Source organism: Mycobacterium sp. AMU20-3851, assembly GCF_043974665.1.
GTDB lineage: Bacteria > Actinomycetota > Actinomycetes > Mycobacteriales > Mycobacteriaceae > Mycobacterium.
This window is the reverse complement of record NZ_CP146371.1, coordinates 1,754,860-1,774,953: the sequence shown is the minus strand read 5'-3', so window position 1 is coordinate 1,774,953 and position 20,094 is coordinate 1,754,860. Positions and strand designations below refer to the sequence as shown.

Here is a 20,094-nt window from a genome sequence, read left to right as displayed (position 1 = left end):
CAGGGTATGACGAATACGACGAACAGAGCGGCGATCAGCCTGACCACCGGCCTGGAGGACGCCGAACGTGTCACAGTTGCGTTCCTGATGGCCGTCGGCGCTGCCGAATCCGGCCGCCCGACAATCATGTTCCTCACGAAAGAGGCGGTGCGCCTGGTGGTTCCGGGCGTGGCGGTCGGCACGGCGTGCGAGGGTTGCCCGCCGCTGCCCAACTTGATCGAACGCTACGAGAAGGCCGGTGGGCGGTATCTGGTCTGCCCCATCTGCATCGACTCCAAGCAGCTGGATTCGGGCAGCTTCGTCGCCAACGCGCAGCCTGGTGGCACGGTGCAGTTATGGGAGTGGATCGGCGACGGCGCCACCACATTCAGCTATTAGCGCGGGCCTGGTCCGGCGGGGCCGGGGCCCACCGGGCCGACGACGCCGCCGACTCCGACGGGTCCTGCCGGCCCGACGACCGGGTTGACGCCGATCGGTAGACACTGCGAAACCACCTGATTCCAGTAGGTCCCGTACGGACACACGGGCTCCTCGGCCAGGCTGATGGCCGGCGAAATCCCTTGCGCGAACAGGCCGGCCGAGCACAGCAGCGCGCAGAGCATCGCGCGTCGTGGGTTGATCGTCATCGTTGCCTCCTCCCCGGAGATTCCCGACGAGGCAATGGTGGCACGCGCACCGGTTCACCGGGGCCTTTTGACGCTAGAGCCAGTTTGGACCGGACCCGGCCTCGAAGGAACCCTGACAAAGCACTCGGCCCCGGCTCGCAATGCGAGCCGGGGCCGAGTGTGGTGTCTTGGCGCTCAGGCGTTCTGCGCCGAGAGCTTCCGGTAGGCCAGGACCGTGTCGATGATCCCGTACTCCTTGGCTTCCTCGGCGGTCAGGATCTTGTCGCGATCGGTGTCCTTGCGGACCTGCGCCGGATCCTTGCCGGTGTGCCGGGCCAGCGTGGTGTCCATCAGGCTGCGCATGCGCTCGATCTCGGCGGCCTGGATCTCCAGATCCGAGACCTGACCCTGGATGGCACCGCCCACGGCGGGCTGATGGATCAGCACACGCGCGTTCGGCAGAGCCAGCCGCTTGCCCGGGGTGCCGGCGGCCAACAGCACCGCGGCGGCCGAGGCGGCCTGCCCGAGGCAGACCGTCTGGATGTCGGCACGCACGTACTGCATGGTGTCGTAGATCGCCATCAGCGAGGTGAACGAACCACCCGGGGAGTTGATGTACATGGTGATGTCGCGGTCGGGATCCAGCGACTCCAGGACCAGCAGCTGAGCCATGATGTCGTTGGCCGAGGCATCGTCAACCTGCACACCGAGGAAGATGATGCGCTCCTCGAACAGCTTGTTGTACGGGTTGGACTCCTTGACGCCGAAGCTGGAGTGCTCGATGAACGACGGCAGGATGTAGCGCGATTGCATCGGGTTCACTGTTCCGCCGTGCGGTTGAAAGTCGCGGTTCATTTGATTCCTGCTCCTGGTCCTTCGCCGTTGACGCTGACACTGGTGATGATGTGGTCGACGAAGCCGTACTCCAGCGCCTCGGGGGCGGTGAACCAGCGGTCACGGTCCGCGTCGGCCTCCACGCGTTCCAGGGTCTGACCGGTGAACTGGGCGTTCAACCGGTTCATCTCCTTCTTGGTCAGAGCGAACTGCTCGGCCTGAATGGCGATGTCGGCGGCGCTACCACCGATGCCCGCCGACGGCTGGTGCATCATGATCCGGGCGTGCGGCAGGGCGTAACGCTTGCCCTTGGTGCCGGCCGCGAGCAGGAACTGACCCATCGAAGCCGCCAGGCCCATCGCGTAGGTGGCCACGTCGCACGGCGCCAACACCATGGTGTCGTAGATCGCCATGCCCGCGGTCACCGATCCACCCGGCGAGTTGATGTACAGGTGGATGTCCTTGGTGGGATCCTCTGCGGCCAGCAGCAGAATCTGCGCGCACAACCTGTTGGCGATGTCGTCATCGACCTGGGTGCCCAGGAAGATGATGCGCTCGGCGAGCAACCGCTCATACACCGAGTCGATGAGGTTGAGCCCCGACGCGCCCGATCGCATCTCAGTCACGACTGAATACCTGCTTTCTCGTCTACGTACACACGAACACTAACCAACCGGCGCGATCGTGCACTCCCTGAAACGCGCGCTTTCGCTCACAGCGTCACGCGCGTCCGCGTCACTCGTCCTCGGAGTCAGCCTTCTTCTTGGCCTTCTTCTCGGACTTTTCGGCCTTCTCAGCCTTGTCGGCCTTCTTCGCCTTCTTGGCCTTCTTCTCGTCGGCGGCCTCAGCGTCGGTCTCGTCGGCTTCGGTCGCGTCCGTCTCGGCGGCTTCCACCTCGGCGGGGGCCTCTGCCGCCGCGTCGGGGCCACCGGCCGGGCCGAAGAACTCGGCGGTGTCGATGACGTTGCCGTCGGTGTCGGTGACGGTCGCACCGTCCACCACCGCGGCGATGGTCAGGCCGCGACGCACATCGGCGAACATCGCCGGCAGCTGGTTGTTCTGCTGCAGGACCTGCAGCAGCTGCTGCGGTTCGATGCCGTACTGGCGCGACATCAGGACCAGGCGCTCGGTCAGATCGCCCTGACCGACCTGGATCTCCAGCTTGTCGGCGATGGCGTCCATCAGCAGCTGGGTCTTGACGGCCTTCTCGGCGTTGCTCTGGTTGTCCGCGTCGAACTCTTCACGGCTGCTGCCCTGCTCGGTCAGCGACTCGTTGAACTTGTCCTCGTCGTGGTCGAGACCGTGGATCGCGTTGTGCAGGGTGTCGTCCACCTGCGCCTTGACGATCGCCTCGGGCAGCGGAACCTCGACGTCTTCGAGCAGCACCTCGAGCGCCTTGTCGCGGATCTGCTCGGCCTGCTGGATGCGCTTCACCCGGCTGACCTGCTCGACCAGGCTTTCCTTCAGCTCGGCAATGGTGTCGAACTCGCTGGCCAGCTGAGCGAACTCATCGTCGGCCTCGGGCAGCTCGCGCTCCTTGACCGAGTTGACCTTGACGGTGACCTCGGCTTCCTTGCCGGCGTGCGGGCCGGCGGCCAGGGTGGTGGTGAAGGTCTTGCTCTCGTCGGCCTTGAGGCCCACGATCGCCTCGTCCAGACCCTCGATGAGCTGGCCGGAGCCGATCTCGTGGGACAGGCCCTCGGTGGCGGCCTCGGGCACTTCCTCACCGTCCACGGTGGCGGACAGGTCGATGGAGACGAAGTCACCCTCGGCGGCCGGGCGGTCGACACCGGTCAGGGTGCCGAAGCGGGCGCGCAGGTTCTGCAGCTCGGTGTCCACCTCGTCGTCGCCGACCTGGATCGGGTCGACGGTGATCTTCAGCGAGCTCAGGTCAGGCAGCTCGATCTCCGGGCGGATGTCCACCTCGGCGGTGAAGACCAGTTCCTCGCCGTCCTCCAGCTTGGTGACATCGATCTCGGGCTGGCCGAGCGGCTGCAGTTCGGCGGAGGTGATGGCCTCGCTGTAGCGGCTGGGCAGCGCGTCGTTGACGACCTGCTCCAGGACGGCGCCGCGGCCGATGCGGGCTTCGAGCAGCTTGCGGGGGGCCTTGCCGGGACGGAAGCCGGGGAGCCGGATCTGGGTGGCCAGCTGCTTGAACGCGCGATCGAAGTCGGGCTCCAACTCGGTGAAGGGCACCTCCACGTTGATCCGAACCCGGGTCGGGCTCAACTTCTCGACGGTGCTCTTCACTGCGTTACTCCTTGTGTGTCTGGTTCGGTGTGCTCGTGCGGTCGGGGTGACAGGATTTGAACCTGCGGCCTTCCGCTCCCAAAGCGGATGCGCTACCAAGCTGCGCTACACCCCGTGCCTAACCGTGCTTGCGTGGTCGGCACGCACGTACGCCGACCACGCGAGATACTACGGGCACGTGTCGTGAGGCAATCAATTGGATTTGATTGCGCCACGGCCGGTACAGTCTCCGATGCACCGCATGCGGGCGTAGCTCAATGGTAGAGCCCTAGTCTTCCAAACTAGCTACGCGGGTTCGATTCCCGTCGCCCGCTCAGATGCAGAACGGCCCTACCGGCGGAAACGCTGGTAGGGCCGTTTTTCGTGGGCTACCCAGGCTCGAGTTCGTCGTCCCTAGCGCCGGTGTTTGGGGCGGGGCTCCCTGGGCCGCCTCACCTACTGGAGCCGCCTCACCTACTGGAGTTGCGCATACTCCGCTCACCCCGCGCATGCCGACAGTTCGGGTACCGCGCTACTCACCTCAGGTTGCGCTTACCCGCGACAGGATGGATGGAGGATGTCCAACCTGTCGCATGTGACGACCCATATCCGGACCACGTCGCTGCCGGTGACCGAGGGCGGGTGGTGCCGTGGACCGCTATGAACAGTGGCCTGCCGATCCCAGATCTCTGGATCCCGAGTACGCCCAGCGGTGGCTGCAGGGTGACTGGATCCACATGAACCAGCGCGAGCAGGAGGAGTTCCTGCGCTACTACGGGACCAGGCGACAACGTAGGGCCATCAAGAAACTCTGGCGGGAGCGCAATCGGGCACGCCAAGGGTGAGTGAGCGTCCCCCGGCCCGCCTCGACGAACATCCAACGGCTCCGGCGTCTCAGCCGACGCCCGAGGTGACGCGAGCCTTCGGGGCATGGATGTACTTGCGCTGGTGCTGCCGGCGCGCCCGGCGCAGCACGCGCTCACCGCTGCGGGACAGCTTCGTCCCATCGCGGTTCGTCAGGTACCGCGACAGTTCACCGAGCTTTTCGAACTCGCTGAGTTGAAACTCCTCGGTGGCCGGCATCCGGCCTGGGCCGTACCTGGCGGCCAGCCGTCGAATGAGCCGCCGCTTCCGTTGCGCCGGAATGGCGAACACCAGGATGAGGCAGAACGAGACGCCGAAGACGACCGAGAGAGCGAAGGACACGACCACCCACTCGTCAGGAGATTGACTGTGCACCGTCACAATGCCGATTGCCAGCGCGAGATACAGGAATCCGTAAACTGGCGACCACGCCGTGGCGATCCCGGCTGGATCGGTCAGCAGCCGCCGACGCCCGTCAACCGGACGCGGCCGAAGCCGATCCCCCGCCCAGACGGCGAACACGCCCCCGACCGCGGCAATGCCGACTGCGACAAGCAGTGCAAGCCAAGGATTCTCCGCGATGTCAGCCCACAGCCGCTCCCGCACGTACTCCAGAGCCAGGAACACCCGTTGGTGGTTGTGTGCGACCAACCATGTGAGCCCCGCTATGACCGCCGCCAACACGAATGTCCGAACGATCCGCCAAGGATCTTTCAACCAGGCTTTGACGTGGTGCACCGCGCGGGTGGCCACCTCCCGCAGCGAACGCAGCGGGGTCTTGTTGTGCGTGCGCATATTGGCGACCAGGACCGCACCGCCGATCACCAGTGCCAGGCACAGAAGTACGAACGCCATGCTGTTCGGCGACAGAGCCGCGGTGACCGTTGCGGTGCTCGCCTGTGTGTCAGACGGTTTGGCGTCAACTGCTGCTATTCGGTTGATACCGCACGCGGTGATGGGAATGAACAGCCCGAGAAGCGCGGCGCTGTGGACAACGGACTGCGTCCTGAATGCCGCATACACCAGAACGGTCAGCAGGGACGCGGCGCCGACGGTCGGCACGATGGCCGCCAGCACGCCGGGAAGCTCGGCGACCAGGGCCAGCACCAGCAGCGCGACTCCGAAAGCCAACGTGGTCGCCGACAGGGCTCGACCGAGTTGCCCCCGCCCACTGAGGCCGAACAGCACCCAGTAGGGCAACGCCACCATCCCGCGGAGGCCTCTGGTCAACGGCCGTGCCACACCCAGGCCAGATCGATCCGAACTCAGCGCGGTGACCGTCGCGGCCGCGGCGGTAGCCGCCGTACGAATCATCAAATCGGTCGGCAATTGTTCAGAAAGCGCTTCCTGACCGACTTTCGATTCGACGAACAAGTTCAACAGCGTGTAGCCCCGCGGGATATGGGAACTGCCCGCGCGGCGGTCCACCTCCTGCAACCGGTGCAGAAATGCCGTCGTCTGGAACCCGGACCCGCCGTCCGCCTCGTCATCGCGAATGGTCCCGGCAAGCCAGGGAACGTCCTCTTCGGCCGCACGAATCTGAAATCCGTACGCCGCCAGGCTCGCAACATCGGTCAACGGCGCGTCGTCGCCCGCCAGCGCCTCGACCACCTGCGCCACCGCACGCTTCCGTAACTCCTGCAGTTCTCCGGTCCGACAAAAGCACTGATACGTCAGTACGTCCTTGCTCGGCGCGGTGAGGGCGACGATTCTGTCGATGAACTTCTCGGCGCACTCAGCCGGAGCGAATTCCTTCCACCCCGGGCACTGGCACACGCCGCGCAGCACCGGCGGAGTCAAGGTCAGCAGCATCATCAACTTGATGGCGTCCAGGCGACCCCAGATCCAGTCGTTGGCTCGCCACGAGCGTTTGAGAAATGCCCCGAAGCGGTTGAGCGACATGCCGGCGAGCTTGTCGTCCGAGGAGAAGCGGTCGGCGAAGTCCTGCTGGATCTGCGCGCTCAGTTGGGCGAACTCGATTGGCGCGGTGTGCACAGTCTCGGCCATGTCGCGTTCGCCGAAAGAATACGAGATCAGCTCGATCCGGTGCAGCAGGCACAACAGTTCTCGACCCCTGTGCCTGGACTTCGAGATGCCACCGTTGCCGACCGCGACCCGCAACAGGTTGCCGGGGTCCAGCAATGACGACACCGACCGTCGATCGACGGACCGTCCCACGGCGTTGCCGACGCCCACCGCCGCGGCCGGTTGGACCCGATTGAGCTCGGCGATGACGTCGTATAGCGAGTTCGCGACCCCGTCGAGGATTGCCATCACCCTCGTGCCGTGATGGTCAGCGTCGCCGGGCACCGACGCAGCAGGTCCGTCAAGCTCGTCGTCAAGACGCCCCCGCACCAGCCCGATCAGCCAGCTGGGCCATCGACTGTCGGCTTCCGACAGCTGCTGAACCGCATCATCGCCATCGATCGGGACTTCCGGCGGCCCCATCCTGCGGCGGTACTTCGCGAGGACGGCCATGACGCGGGCCTCGACCCGCGTTCCCACCGACGCGTCGGGATCGATGACATCCCCGCGTGCTTGCCGCTCCTCGTGGTGACCGAGCCGGTCGAGCCGGACGCCGCCATTCACGGCGTGGTTCCAGGCGGTCACCGCAAGCTCAATGATCCCCTCCGAATCATCGAACTTGCGTCTGGCGGCGACGACAGTGCGCAGGAGATCGGTGGCCAATGTGGTGATTCCGGTCGCCAGATCGAGACCCCACTGCCATTCGTCGTCCCGATAGCCGCCCACGTCCGGTGGTTCCTTGGGCAGGAAAGGCAGCCGGCCCCGCGAATCTTCGTCTTGCAGAAGGGCATCGGCATAGGCCGTGACCTTCGTGAGCGGCACATTCTCGGTGTCTTTGATCTGGTCGGCCAGCACGAAGGCGGCTCGGCGCAACCGCAGGTGCCGGATCAACGGCCAGGTCATGAGGAGAAATTTGTCGACCTCGTCGGTCGACGGAAGTTTCTCCAACGTGGTGCGTCGGCCGTCGCGTGCCCGCAAGGCCTGCTCATTGTGCTTGTGGACGTCCTCGACGTAGCTCAGCGAGCCGACCGACGAGGACGCCCCCATCACCCCGGCCAACCCGCTGATCAGAGTCGGCGGTGATTTCGAGGAATCAGCTGGAATGACCACCGCGCCGGCGGTGACCGCATGTGGGTGGACGAGCACGAGCACCCGGCGCACGAGCGTGTTCGATACCCGCTGCTGATGAATCGCCCTGAGCGCGTGCCGCAGCGGTGTATTGGCCAGGACACCGCCATCGACGGCATAGCGCGAACGATCGGCTTTGAGGTCATCGGGGTCGAGCCAATCAGGGTCGACGTAGTCCGCCATGTCCGGTCGTCCGTCGGGACGTTCGCCGGTGCAGTTCACCGGGATCAGGGTCGGCTCGAACGCGGCGGGGAAACTCGCGGTGGCGCGAGCGGCAAGGGCAAGTGCCTCGACGGTACGGACAATCGAATGATCATCCGGATTCGACTTGTCCCATTCGGCGAACATATCGGGGACCCTGTTGCCATTTCGCGTCGACTCGGTGGTGAATCTGAACTGTCCCGCGTGCTTGGGTTGTTCGATCTTGGAGCCGAGGTCGTCCACCGAAATCGCCGGAACCGGAGACAGCAGGGTCGTCGTAATCGTCAGGTCCACCGGACGCCAAACAGGCCCGTCAAGGGCGTCGTGCACGTGACCATCATCCGCAGCGACGGTCGCACGTTCGTAATTCTTGATCAACTGCGCGAAGGCGTTCCGTATCTCTGGATACAAATAGTCGTCGCCCTTGAGAAGTGACGGCGCACCGCTGTGGAACGGTTCGCGCAGCAGATCCGAGATCTGTCCGCGGTCGACCCAGAGATCCCGCAATGCCGCAAAATCGGAGTTCACGTTCGCTTGCGCCAGCGCCAACGCCGCTGCGTTGATGCCGCCGGCGGAGGTGCCGGTGATGACATCGATGACCGGCGGGCTGTAACCGATCGCATCCAGCAGGTCAGCGTAGGGCTCGCTCCGCGTCAGTCGATTGAATTCGTGTGCGACGCCACCGATATAGACCGCAAGGCTGACGCCACCGTTCATGGTCATCGCGATCCGGAGTTCCTTCTTGACCTCAGGATCCTCGACCTCGGCAGTGAGATTGCGGACCGCGGTCGGCATCGCGGGCGAGGTGTTGGAAGTCTGGGTCGTCACGGGTCACCTCGGGTCTTCGGTTCATCACCACACTGCGGGCACGATCGAACGGTAACCGGCGACACCGCCGGCGCTATGAGTAGCGAACTACCTACGTCGTCTCACGATCTGGCCACACCTGGGCAGCCGGGTCGACCGCGCCCCGGCCCGCACCGAAAGTCGACCGACGTCGACCGTCCGGCGTTCCGACGACCTGGTACACCCTGCCGTCGCGGGCGACGGCATACCCGTCCTGTTCGCTGTGTTCGCCCTCAGGGAATCCGGCTTCCTGTCGGTACGCTGGACGCCATGAACGGCGTGCTGCTCATCCTCATCGTCCTGGTCATCGCGGCCATCGCGTTCGTCGTCTACACCTCGTCACAGGCCAACGGCCGGCGGTCCGCCGAGTCGCTGGCCGACGCCCAGGCCGATGCCCGCCGCGTCATCGAACGCCTCGGCGGTCAGGTACTGAACCTGACCGGCACGGACGAAGCATCCAAGCAGGCCATGGCCGACGCCTCCGAGCGCTACACCGCGGCGTCGTCGCAGATCGACCAGGCGACCACCGTCAAACAGGCGGAACTCGCCAAGGAGAGCGCCGTCGAAGGGCTCTACTACGTGCGCGCGGCGCGCGTAGCGATGGGCATGGATCCCGGGCCGGAACTGGAATCCCTTGCCGGCCAACGCTCCGCAGGCTCCGTCACCGAGGACCGGCGGGTCGAGTTCGAAGGCCGCCAGATCGAGGCCTCCCCCACACCGTCCGAGCGCACCCCCAACTACTACCCGGGCGGGCGCGTCGCGGGCCGCCCGGTCCCAGCCGGCTGGTACTCCGAGCCGTGGTGGAAGCCGGCCCTGGTGGCCGGCGCCTGGGGTCTCGGTTCGGCCCTGCTGTTTTCCACCATGTTCAGTGGCATGGCCGGGGTCGGTTATGACGCACAGGCCTTCGAGAACGGCTACGGCGACGGCTTCCAGGACGGCCTGGACCAGGGCCAGCTCGGCGATGGCGGAGGCGACGCCGGCGGCTGGGATGGCGGCGGTGACCAGGGTGGCTGGGACGGCGGCGGCTGGGACGGCGGCGGCGACTTCGGTGGTGGCGACTTCGGCGGCGACTTCGGCGGGTTCGACTTCTGATCCACCGCCGGTAGTCGGTCGATCGCCGATGCGAGAATTAGCCGACTCTTTGTAAACGCAATCAAATGCGCAATTGCCACGCTCAAATCGTCATGCTCCACGGTTATGAGTTCGATCACACCTTGGCGTTCGCCATAGGTTTTCTTGCCCCCATTCCTCATTATTTCGCTGATTCCTTTGTCGCAGTCCACCGCGGACTTGGCGCATTCGAAACAGGGGGGATGCGTGGATCTGAATCGCGAGCGCGTCAAGGAATGCGCATCGGCATGCGGCGCGCGGATCAAGTCAGGCTGGGCCCGCACATATAAATGGCTGCGGGTGGTTTCCAACGGTGGCCCGCTGGATGAGGATTTCGGGCACATCGCCACGCTGCTGCAGAGCCGGAACAAGACACTCAACGACTCCATGGGCGACTTGGCGAAGGCCTTCGGAACGGGCGGACCGAAACTCGCAGACGATGCGTTGTTCCAGCTTGCCGCAGTTGATCTGTTCGTCGAGAAGGCCCAGGCGGTCCTGACAGCCCGCGCTCGACGGATGTCGAGGGCCGGCGTGCTCGCGTCCCTCACCGCAGTGACCGCACTGGCGGTCCTCGCCGTCTACATCGTGCAACATGCCAGCGTGGTCCCCGAGGGGGCGGACCTCACCCGAAACGAACTCATCCTCCGCATCGTCTCGGCGATATCGCTCGGCGCAGTTGTCCTTGTCGCGGTGAAGTACCTGATTGCCCTCGCCCGTTCGTTCTTTCACGAGAGCGTGACATTGCTGTCACGCCGGCACGCACTTCGCTTCGGCCGAATGTACGTTTACCTCAACCACGGCGCGATGGACGTCAAAGAACTCCGAAAAGCATTCGACTGGAATCGGGGCGGCGAATCTTCGTTCCTCGACATCAAGCCCGAGGAAATCGGCAAGACACCGTGGTCGACTCTTTCCAAGAGCGTCGGTGACGCCGTCGAAAAGGGTTTTGAGAGAGGCACCGAAACCCTGGCGAAAAAACTGGAAGACAAAAAATCCGCACAAGCCGACACTGCCGCAGCGCCCTAGCGCGTCTCGATCACAGCCGGCTCTCCAGCCGCGCGGTCACGCCCGCCTCCTGTAGGTCGAGGCGCTCCAGCATGGCGCGCACCGCTTCGTCCTCGATCCGGCCCTCGTCGCGTTCGGCGATCAGGGCGCCGCGCTGGGCGGCCAGCACCGAGCGGTAGACCCGGGAGAACACCTCGGCGCGTTTGGTGTGCGCCTCCGGGTCCGGCATCTCGTCGGCGTCCTGGGCGTGCCGGGCGATCACCGCGCGGATCTCGCGGCCCAGTTCGGGATTGACCCCGGCCGGCGGGTTGGCCCGGAACTCGGCGAGCACCTCCTCGGCGGCGTCGTGCACCACCTGCTCACACTTGAGCTCCTCGGCCCGGTCTGCGGCGTGGTCGTCGTTGAACCGGGACAGCTGCAGCCGCTTGATCAACATGGGCAGGGTCCAGCCCTGGATCAGCAAGGTGCCGATCGCGACCACGAACGCAATCGCCTGGATGGTGGCCCGCTCCGGGAACGGCTGCCCACTGACCGTCGTCACCGGGATGGCGGCGGCAGCCGCCAGCGTGACCACCCCGCGCATCCCGGTCCACGAGACCACCACGTTCTCCTGCCAGGTCAAGGAGCGGCGGTCGATCCGGGACCGCCATTTCCTCGGCTCCCCGGACCTTCTCGCGCGGCCGCGCCCACCGCGGAGTTCACCCTCGGGGACGGGCACGCTCCATTTTGCCTCGACGTGCCGGGCCAGTTTGCTGCGACCGAACATCAGCAGCACCGACAGCGGCCGGATGGCCAGCACGATCATCAGCACGATGATGGAGCCGCCCAGCACCTCCCACACCGATTCGTGGGCCTGCTTCAGGTCTTCGAGCACGAACCGCAGGTGCAGGCCGATGTAGGCGAAGACGAACGCCTCCAGCAGAACGTCGACCGAGTTCCAGACGTAGCGTTCCTGCAGCCGGGTCTGGTAGCCGGCCGACAGCGTGCCGTTGCCGACCACAAATCCGGCCACCACCACCGCGAGCACACCGGAGGCGTGGATCTCCTCGGCCAGGATGAACGCGGCGAACGGCACCACCAGGCCCTGCACCGTCTCCAGGCCCGGGTTGGCCAGCCGTTTGCGGATCCACAGTGTGATGTAACCCAGCAGGCCGCCGACCACCGGCCCGAGCAGCGCGCTGTAGGTGAACAGCAGGAACGGGTTGGCGATGAAAGTATGCGTGCCGGCCACGTGCGCCACCGCGATGCTGAACAGGGTCAGGGCGGCGGCGTCGTTGATCAGGCTCTCCCCGGTCAAGATCGCCATCACCTTCTTGGGCAGGCCCAGCTTGCGCCCGACGGCGACCGCGGTGACGGCATCCGGCGGCGCCACGATGGCCCCCAGCACCAGTGCGGTCGCGAACGTCAGCGGCACCACCACCAGCCACGAGGACACCAACGCCACCGCGAACGCGGTCACCACGACCAGGCCGACACCCAGACCGAGGATCGGCCGGATGTTGCGCAGGAACGTCGGGAAGGAAAAGTTCAGCGCCGCTGTGTACAGCAGCGGTGGCAGTACCACGGTCAGCAGGATGTGCGAATCCAGTTCCGGCGGTTCGAAATCCGGCAGGAACGAGAAGGCGATGCCGACGACCACGATGATCAGCGCGGGTTCGAGCCCCCGGCGCTGCGAGATGGCGGTGACGACGATCGCTCCGACGACCACGAGAATGAGTTCCACATCAAGATTCTCCACGGTGGCCGGGATCGACGCTGACCTCGCATCAGGTCTGGCAGGTCGGGCACCAGAACACGTTGCGGGCCTCCAGTTCTGCGGTGCGCACCGTCGTTGCGCACACCCGGCAGGGATCACCGGCGCGCCGGTAGACGTAGGTGCGCGGCCGACCGGGTCGGTACGAAGGGGCACCGTGATCGTGCTCCGGACGGATCACCACGATCTTTCCGCGTCGCACGCCGACCTTCATCAACTCCACCAGATCCGCCCACATCGCCGCGAACTCGTCGGCGTCGACCTTGGTGCCGGGGCGGTACGGGTCGATCTGGTGCCGGAACAACAACTCGCTGCGATAGACGTTACCGACCCCGGCGATCACCGTCTGGTCCATCAGCAGCGCGCCGATGGTCCTGCGGGACTTGGCGATTCGGGTCCATGCCCGGGCCGGATCGGCGTCCGGACGCAATGGGTCCGGCCCGAGCCGGGCCGCCACGTCGTCGACGGCGCCGGCGTCGATCACCTCGCACACCGTGGGCCCGCGTAGGTCGGTGCCGTACTCGGTACCGATCATCCGCATCCGGACCTGCCCGACGGGTTCATCCAGCGGCAACGGCGCCTCGGTGAAACTGCCGTACAGGCCGAGATGGATGTGCACCACGTGGCCGCCGTCGTAATGGTGAAACAGGTGCTTACCCCAGGCGTCGGCCCGGCGCAGCACGCGGCCGTTGACCGCGGCCGCACCTTCCTCGAACCGGCCCTGCGGACTGGTCACGATGACCGGCTTACGGCCGAACCGTTTCTGATGCAGCCGGGCCAGCCGGTGCAGGGTGTGCCCCTCGGGCATGTATCAATCCGCGTCAGGCGGGCGCGCCGGGCACCGGCGGTGCGACGTGGTCCACCTCGTAGGCGGCCAGGATATCGATGCGCCGCTGGTGGCGCTCGGCCTCCGACCACGGGGTGGACAAGAAGGCGTCGACGATCGCCAGCGCCTCCTCCTCGCTGTGCATGCGGCCGCCGAGTCCGATCAGCTGCGCGTTGTTGTGCTCGCGGGCCAGCTTCGCGGTCTCCACACTCCAGGCCAGCGCACACCGGGCGCCGGGCACCTTGTTGGCCGCGATCTGCTCGCCGTTGCCCGAGCCGCCGAGCACGATGCCCAGGCTGTCTGGGTCGGCGACGGTCTTGACCGCGGCGTCGATGCAGAACGCCGGGTAGTCGTCGTCGGCGTCGTAGGTGTAGGCACCGCAGTCGATCGGCTCGTGGCCGCTCTTCTGCAGATGATCGATGATGGTCTTCTTGAACTCGAATCCGGCGTGATCGGCACCGATGTAGACGCGCATGGCGCCTACCCTACTTCGCGGCGCAGACCGTCCCCGGTATCACCCGACTTGTCCCGCCGGCGCCTGGCGAACAGCCGGGCACCTCCCCCGTCCCGGATCATGGTGTCCAGGATGCGCATCTTGCCGAGCACCGGAAGACCCAGCCGTCGCCGGGTCCGGAAGTCGAGCACCTGGAGCCGGTAGGCCACCTGCATGGCGTACGGGTTGATGACGGTGTCGACGACGCGAAGCACCGCGAGCACCCGCCGCAATCGGCGTTCGTCGGCAGCGGTCCAGTCCCAGCCCATCATCTCGCGGAACTCGGGCGGCAGCGTGGCGCGGGTCATGAACCGGTAGGGGCGCGCGCCGATCCGGGCCAGCAGGTAGCCGATCGGCCCCCACGCCTCCCCGACGAAGGACAGGTCCGACAGGGTCAGGAACTCGTGGTGCACGACCGGGTCGATGGACAGGTTGGGCAGCATCGCATCCCACCGGCGGCGGTATTCAGCCCAGGTCTGCGGCCATTCCGAGGACCGCACGTTGACCCCGGTGGCCAGCGGCTCGGCCGCCCGGACCAACTCGTCGAGGGTGTCGTCGTCGAGGTCGCCGTGCACCAGCGTGTACTGATCGAGGAAGAACCGGAACAGGCACATGGCAACCCAGACCTGCAGCTCGCGGCTGTTCCCGCTGTAGCGCACCGGGCTGTCGGCGGTGGAGTGCACATGATTGTGCACTCCGGCTACGGCCTGCCGCATGACATCACGGTCGGCCTCGCTGCCCATGACCGCCAGCGCGAGGTACTGGCCGGTGGTGCGGGCCCGTTTGAGCGGATATCGGCGCGGACTGCCGGACCCCACCCGGCTCTCGCTGACACCGTGCCCCACCGGCGGCAACGAGAGCTGCATGATGATGTTGGCCACACCGTTGGTGAGCCCCACGGTCGTCAGCAGATCGCGCAGTTCACGCGGCGGCCGCCGACGCGATGTCATTGGCCGCGGGTTGCCCCGGGTCGGCACGCTCATGTTGCACCCCACAATCTGGAAACGCTTGTTTCCTGATTGTGCGTGGCGGTACGGCCGACGTCAATGCCCGTCTTGGGCGGGCGCTTCCCGGTCAGCCCACCGTGATGGCGTCGAGGCGCTCCTTGATGAAATCGGCCGATGTCACCGGGTCCAGCCCGGCGACCCGGCCGACCGGCGGTTCCAGCGGGGTGACCAGAGCGTCGTGGTTGGCCTCGTAGAAGTAGATGAGCGAGACCAGGTCCTCCTCGGGGGCATGCGGCTGCGGGGGCAGTACCCGGTGCCGGCCGGATGGCCAGCGCCGCCCACTCCAGTACTCCAACAGATCGCCGATGTTGACGGTCAGCGCGCCGGGTTCCCACGGCGCGTCCTCCCAGCCGGCCTCTTCCGAATACACCTGCAGCCCACCGGCACCCGGCTCCCGATCCAGCACCGTGACGGTGCCGAAGTCGGTGTGCGGGCCGATCCGGAACTGTCCGGGTTCCGGCTCGCCGACCACGCTCACCGGCGGGTAGTGATTGATGTTCATCGTCCAGGTCGGCCGGCTCGCCAGCGCCGCAAACGGGTTGTCCGGCAGCCCAAGGGCTTTGGCGAACAGGGCGAGCAGGTCATCGGAGAGTCTGCGCATGGCAGCGGTGTACTCGTCGACCAGCGCCTGCAGGTGCCCCACCTCGGACGGCCAGACATTGGGCGCGAACCAGATCCGATCGACCTCGGGATCACCGGTCTGCGTCTCGGCGCCCAGACTGAAACTCTCCTTGAGATCCGGCGGGGTCTCGGTACCCTCGGCGTAGGCGTTGGCTTCCGCGCCGGGACCGATCCAGCCGTGACCGCCGACGGGCACGGAGTAGCGTTGCTTCACCTCGGTGGGCAGGGCGAAGAATTCTCGGCTGGCCGCGCGTACCGCCGCGGCAAGGTCGGGGTCCACACCGTGCCCGGTGACGACGATGAACCCGGCCCGCTGCAGCCCCTCGTCCACCTCGGCGGCCAACGCCTCGGCGGCCGGACCGCCGGCATACCAACGCGAGATATCAACTGTCGCAATCGTGCTCATTCGGCCACTCCGATGTCCTCGTTCCAAAGGTCGGGCCGCGCCGCGATGAACTCCTCCATCATCGTCACGCACCGCTGATCGTCGAGCACGGTCACCTGCACCCCGTTCTCGGCCAACCAGTCATGGCCGCCGGTGAACGTGCGGCTCTCCCCGATCAGCACCGCCCCGATGTTGAACTGCCGCACCAGCCCGCTGCAGTACCAGCACGGCGACAGCGTGGTCACCATGATCGTCGAGCGATAGTCGCGTTGCCGGCCGGCCTTACGGAAGGCGTCGGTCTCACCGTGTACCGACGGGTCGTCGTCCTGCACCCGCTTGTTGTGGCCACTGCCCAGCAGCACACCGTCGCTGGTGAACAGCGCCGCACCGATCGGAATACCACCCTCCGCCAGTCCTTTTCGCGCCTCGTCGACGGCGACGTCGAGCATCTGCTCCGGGGTCATACGGCGACCTTCTCGGCCTCGACCTTGGATCGGCAGAGCACCAGGTAGCTGCCCGCAGCCAGCAGGAAGCCGACGAAGAATCCGATATCACCGAGCTCGGGCAACGCCCGCACCACATAACCCACGAACAGCTCCTGATTGCAGAACAACAAGAACGACACCACCAGGCCGATCAGGAACGACAGTAGTCCCGGCCAGTTGGAATACGTGCGGTCATACAGGAATCCGTCGACGCGGTGACCGCGGCGCAGGAACTGGTCGGCGAACACCACGCCGAGCCACGGGCCGACCCAGTAGGCGATCAGGAACAAGAAGCTCTTGTAGCTGGTGGCGGCATCGGCCAGCGCCCACCAGGCGACCAGGAAACCGGCCAGCCCGAAGAACGCCGTCGCCAACGCGCGGGCGATGTGCGCCGGCAGTTTCACACCGGTCGTCACGAAAGCCATCCCGGCCGAGTAGACGTTGATGGCGTTGGCCGCGACCGCACCGATCGCGATGGCCAGCAGCGTCGCGGCCGCCAGCCAGCCGGGCAACGAACTGGTGAATGCATCGGTCGGGTTGTCGGTCACGGTGGCCGTCACGATGGTGACCGAGGCGGCCCCGACGATCGCCAGGATGGTGCAGGCTCCGAACAGCCCGGCGGCGGCGAACAATCCGGTCCGGATCGGCGAAACGCTGCTGGGCAGGTAGCGGCTGAAGTCCGCGGCATAGGGTGCCCACCCGGCGACGTAGCCGAAGGTGGTGCCCACGGTGAGCAGGAATCCGCCCAATCCGCCGACCCCGCCGTCGAGTGCGGGGGCACCGAGGTCGGCCTTGGTCATGATCAGCACCGAGGTGATGGCGAAGATGACGGCCAGCACGGGGAAGGCCCAGCGCTCGAACGCCTGAACCAGGTTGTGCCCGAAGAAGGCCAGCGCGGTCTGCACGGCCACCACCAACAGCAGGGCCAGCAGCGGTGCAAGTTCGAACAACGTCGACAGCGCGAAGGCGGCGCTGATGCTGTTGGTCGCGAACCAGCCCACACCGGCGGTGATCGCCATCAGCGTCGAGGGCACCGCATTGCCCTTATAGCCGAAGGACAGACGTCCCAGCACCATCTGCGGCACACCCAGCTGCGGTCCGCGGGCGGACAGGAAGAAGTGCGCCACCGCTCCCAGCCCGGCCCCGACGATGATGCCGGCCGCGGCCTGCCAGAAGTTCATCCCGAAATAGGACACCGCGAGCACGCCCAGAAAGATGGTGGCGAACTCCAGATTCGGCGACGCCCAGGTCCACAACAGCTGACTGGGCCTGCCGTGCCGGTCGGCCTCGGCGATGAATTCGTTGCCGCCGGGTTCGACCGCGACGATCCGGTCCCGGTAGGTGCCGTCGGTGGTGGGTTCAGCCGCTGTCATTCTGAGCACTTTGACGCGCCCGGCACATGCTTGCAACCGGAACGAGCGAATTTCACACCTACGGATTTCGTTGCCGTGCGCTTCCCGGACACCCGCACGACAGCCTTTGTTCATCCGAAAATGCCCTGTCGGACAGTCCATCCCGAACGTCGTCACCCCGCGACGGGCACGTTAGATTGTCTTCGCAATCGAGAAGATTTGGAGTCCCGGATGGGCAGCACCACCGCACCGTCGATACGGCAGGCCATTGCCGGCGAGAACGTGACCGACTGGCTGGATTCGGTCAGGGATCCCGCCGAGCGCTCCCGCCAGCTGGCCAAGTTGGCCGCCGACGAATTGCGCGCGCTCGGCCCGCTGCTCGACCACCACGGTGCCACGGACCTGTTCGAGGCGGTCGACGACGAGCTGGCGGCGCGGGTATTGGCGGCGATGACCGCCGAGGATGCGGCCGCGCTGGTGGTGGTCCTCGACCTCGACCATGCCGCCGACATCCTGCGCGAGATCAAGGCCGGGCCCCGTGAGCGGCTGCTCGCTGCCCTGCCGCAGGACCGGGCCGAGGCGATGCGCGGGCTGTTGAGCTGGCCCGAGGATTCGGTGGCGGCGCACATGGTGCCCGAAGCGCTGACGGTGCGCCCGGACATGACCGTCGGTGACGCGGTCCGTGCGTTGCGCAACGACGCTGCCACTCTGCGCAGCGACTCCCGCAGCGGCGCTTACGTTTACGTGACCGACACCGAGCGCCGCCTGCTGGGTGTGGTGGCGTTCCGCGACCTGGTGCTGGCCGACCCGCAGGAGGCGGTCGCGGCGCTCACCAACAGCGATGTGCTGTCGGTGTCACCGCTGACCGACGCCGAAGAGGCCGCACAGGCGTTGATGGACTACAACCTCGTCGCGGTGCCGGTGGTGGACGCCGACAACCGGCTGCTGGGGATCCTGACCGAGAACACCGCCGGGGACATCACCGAGGAAGAGGTCACCGAGGATGCCGAGCGTCAGGGTGGCTCCGAACCCCTGGAGGTGCCCTATCTGCGGGCATCGCCGTGGCTGTTGTGGCGCAAGCGGGTCGGCTGGTTGCTGCTGCTGTTCATCGCCGAGGCCTACACCGGCACCGTGCTGCGTCACTTCGAGGAGGAGATGGAGGCCGTCGTCGCGCTGGCGTTCTTCATCCCGCTGCTGATCGGTACCGGCGGCAACACCGGCACCCAGATCACCACCACGCTGGTGCGCGCGATGGCCACCGGTCAGGTCCGGCTGCGGGACGTGCCCGCCGTGCTGGCCAAGGAGATGTCCACCGGCATGATGATCGCGGCCACCATGGCGCTGGCCGCGTTGATCCGAGCCTGGACGCTCGGGGTCGGCCCGGAGATCACCCTGACCGTCACCCTGACGGTGGCGGCCATCGTGCTGTGGTCGTCGTTCGTGGCGTCGATCCTGCCGCCGGTGCTCAAGAAGTGCCGGATCGACCCGGCCGTCGTGTCGGCGCCCATGATCGCGACCATCGTCGACGGCACCGGGCTGATCATCTACTTCATGATCGCCCACGCGACGCTGTCCCAGCTACAGGGGCTCTGACCGGCCGGCCCCCTTGATCCAGGGTCAGTCGAACTCGGGGCGCTCGGTGCGGCTGCGCTTGAGCTCCCAGAAGTGCGGGTAGGACGCGAACGTCACCGAGGCGTCCCACAGCTTGCCGGCCTCCTCACCGCGCGGGATGCGGGAGAGCACCGGGCCGAAGAACGCGACGCCGTTGACGTGGATGGTCGGGGTGCCGACGTCATCGCCGACGGCATCCATGCCGGCGTGATGGCTCTTGCGCAGCGCGTCGTCGTACTTGTCGGTGGCGGCGGCCTCGGCCAGCTCCGCGGGCAGACCGACCTGCTCCAGTGACTTCTTGATCACATCGTCGAAGTCCGTGTTGCCCTCGTTGTGGATCAGCGTGCCCATCGCGGTGTACAGCGGGGACAGGATCTCCTTGCCGTGGGCCTGCTCGGCGGCGATCGCCACCCGCACCGGGCCCCAGGCCGCCTTCATCTTTTCGGCGTACTCCTCGGGCAGGTCGCGGCCCTCGTTGAGCACGGCCAGGCTCATCACGTTGAAATCCACCTCGATATCGCGGACCTTCTCGACCTCGAGGATCCAGCGCGAGGTGATCCAGCACCACGGGCACAGCGGGTCGAACCAGAATCCCGCGACGTCTTTCTTGGTGTCCTCCGCAGCCATGACGAACAGTCCTCTCGATCAGGTGGAATGGGCCTCCACGACGGCACAACTCTCGTCACCGGGCATATGTTCCCCGCATGGGACTAG

General features: G+C 66.3%; 18 protein-coding genes and 2 tRNA genes. 6 read left to right on the top strand and 14 right to left on the bottom strand.

Going from position 1 to position 20,094, the window contains the following annotated elements; genetic code table 11:
- Window positions 1-6: 6 nt before the first annotated feature.
- Window positions 7-378 carry a DsrE family protein gene (locus tag V4U86_RS08640; RefSeq protein WP_395310840.1) on the top strand — a complete coding sequence of 124 codons (372 nt, stop codon included), beginning with the start codon at window positions 7-9 and terminating at the stop codon, window positions 376-378.
- On the opposite strand, the gene V4U86_RS08635 is transcribed toward V4U86_RS08640, so the two are convergent.
- The 5 genes from V4U86_RS08635 to V4U86_RS08615 form a co-directional block, all read right to left on the bottom strand.
- Window positions 375-626, bottom strand: a complete 252-nt coding sequence (locus V4U86_RS08635) for a hypothetical protein (protein ID WP_395310839.1) — start codon at window positions 624-626, stop codon at window positions 375-377. The genes V4U86_RS08640 and V4U86_RS08635 overlap by 4 nt on opposite strands.
- 174 nt (window positions 627-800) lie before the next feature.
- Window positions 801-1,418 (bottom strand): ATP-dependent Clp protease proteolytic subunit, encoded by a 618-nt coding sequence (locus V4U86_RS08630; RefSeq protein WP_395310838.1) that lies wholly within the window; start codon window positions 1,416-1,418, stop codon window positions 801-803.
- Window positions 1,419-1,456: 38 nt separating this feature from the next.
- Window positions 1,457-2,056: an ATP-dependent Clp protease proteolytic subunit gene (locus V4U86_RS08625; RefSeq protein ID WP_067995168.1), complete on the bottom strand. Its 600-nt coding sequence runs from the start codon at window positions 2,054-2,056 to the stop codon at window positions 1,457-1,459.
- 118 nt (window positions 2,057-2,174) lie between these two features.
- Entirely contained in the window at window positions 2,175-3,689 is a 1,515-nt protein-coding gene (gene tig, locus V4U86_RS08620) for a trigger factor (RefSeq protein ID WP_395310837.1), read from the bottom strand.
- Window positions 3,690-3,730: 41 nt separating this feature from the next.
- A tRNA-Pro gene (locus V4U86_RS08615) sits at window positions 3,731-3,804 on the bottom strand.
- Between the two features lie 128 nt (window positions 3,805-3,932).
- On the opposite strand from V4U86_RS08615, the gene V4U86_RS08610 reads away from it, so the two are divergent.
- Window positions 3,933-4,003 (top strand) — tRNA-Gly (locus V4U86_RS08610).
- A 315-nt stretch (window positions 4,004-4,318) separates the two neighbouring features.
- Window positions 4,319-4,513 (top strand): hypothetical protein, encoded by a 195-nt coding sequence (locus V4U86_RS08605; RefSeq protein ID WP_395310836.1) that lies wholly within the window; start codon window positions 4,319-4,321, stop codon window positions 4,511-4,513.
- A gap of 49 nt (window positions 4,514-4,562) precedes the next feature.
- Here V4U86_RS08605 and V4U86_RS08600 read toward each other — a convergent pair whose 3' ends face one another.
- Window positions 4,563-8,714, bottom strand: a complete 4,152-nt coding sequence (locus V4U86_RS08600) for a patatin-like protein (protein ID WP_395310835.1) — start codon at window positions 8,712-8,714, stop codon at window positions 4,563-4,565.
- Window positions 8,715-9,002: 288 nt separating this feature from the next.
- Between V4U86_RS08600 and V4U86_RS08595 the strand changes: the two genes are divergently transcribed.
- Both V4U86_RS08595 and V4U86_RS08590 read left to right on the top strand, forming a co-directional pair.
- Complete coding sequence (locus V4U86_RS08595; protein WP_395310834.1) at window positions 9,003-9,824, top strand: DUF1542 domain-containing protein; 822 nt, start codon at window positions 9,003-9,005, stop codon at window positions 9,822-9,824.
- 225 nt (window positions 9,825-10,049) lie between these two features.
- On the top strand, window positions 10,050-10,868 hold the full coding sequence (locus V4U86_RS08590) for a hypothetical protein (RefSeq protein WP_395310833.1): 819 nt from the start codon (window positions 10,050-10,052) through the stop codon (window positions 10,866-10,868).
- Between the two features lie 10 nt (window positions 10,869-10,878).
- On the opposite strand, the gene V4U86_RS08585 is transcribed toward V4U86_RS08590, so the two are convergent.
- From V4U86_RS08585 to V4U86_RS08555, 7 genes are all read right to left on the bottom strand, one after another.
- Window positions 10,879-12,570: a cation:proton antiporter gene (locus V4U86_RS08585; protein WP_395310832.1), complete on the bottom strand. Its 1,692-nt coding sequence runs from the start codon at window positions 12,568-12,570 to the stop codon at window positions 10,879-10,881.
- Between the two features lie 43 nt (window positions 12,571-12,613).
- A complete protein-coding gene (locus tag V4U86_RS08580) occupies window positions 12,614-13,408 on the bottom strand; it encodes an Fpg/Nei family DNA glycosylase (protein ID WP_395310831.1) in 795 nt (264 codons plus the stop codon).
- 13 nt (window positions 13,409-13,421) lie between these two features.
- Window positions 13,422-13,901 carry a ribose-5-phosphate isomerase gene (locus V4U86_RS08575; protein ID WP_395310830.1) on the bottom strand — a complete coding sequence of 160 codons (480 nt, stop codon included), beginning with the start codon at window positions 13,899-13,901 and terminating at the stop codon, window positions 13,422-13,424.
- 5 nt (window positions 13,902-13,906) lie between these two features.
- Entirely contained in the window at window positions 13,907-14,869 is a 963-nt protein-coding gene (locus tag V4U86_RS08570; protein ID WP_395310829.1) for an oxygenase MpaB family protein, read from the bottom strand.
- Window positions 14,870-14,993: 124 nt separating this feature from the next.
- Window positions 14,994-15,953 (bottom strand): isopenicillin N synthase family dioxygenase, encoded by a 960-nt coding sequence (locus tag V4U86_RS08565; RefSeq protein WP_395310828.1) that lies wholly within the window; start codon window positions 15,951-15,953, stop codon window positions 14,994-14,996.
- On the bottom strand, window positions 15,950-16,396 hold the full coding sequence (locus tag V4U86_RS08560; protein WP_395310827.1) for a nucleoside deaminase: 447 nt from the start codon (window positions 16,394-16,396) through the stop codon (window positions 15,950-15,952). The genes V4U86_RS08565 and V4U86_RS08560 overlap by 4 nt, the downstream gene beginning before the upstream one ends.
- A complete protein-coding gene (locus V4U86_RS08555) occupies window positions 16,393-17,790 on the bottom strand; it encodes a purine-cytosine permease family protein (protein WP_395310826.1) in 1,398 nt (465 codons plus the stop codon). The genes V4U86_RS08560 and V4U86_RS08555 overlap by 4 nt, the downstream gene beginning before the upstream one ends.
- A 210-nt stretch (window positions 17,791-18,000) precedes the next feature.
- Between V4U86_RS08555 and mgtE the strand changes: the two genes are divergently transcribed.
- Window positions 18,001-19,362 carry a magnesium transporter gene (gene mgtE / locus V4U86_RS08550; protein ID WP_395310825.1) on the top strand — a complete coding sequence of 454 codons (1,362 nt, stop codon included), beginning with the start codon at window positions 18,001-18,003 and terminating at the stop codon, window positions 19,360-19,362.
- Window positions 19,363-19,386: 24 nt separating this feature from the next.
- Here mgtE and V4U86_RS08545 read toward each other — a convergent pair whose 3' ends face one another.
- On the bottom strand, window positions 19,387-20,007 hold the full coding sequence (locus V4U86_RS08545) for a DsbA family protein (protein WP_395310824.1): 621 nt from the start codon (window positions 20,005-20,007) through the stop codon (window positions 19,387-19,389).
- Window positions 20,008-20,094: the final 87 nt, after the last annotated feature.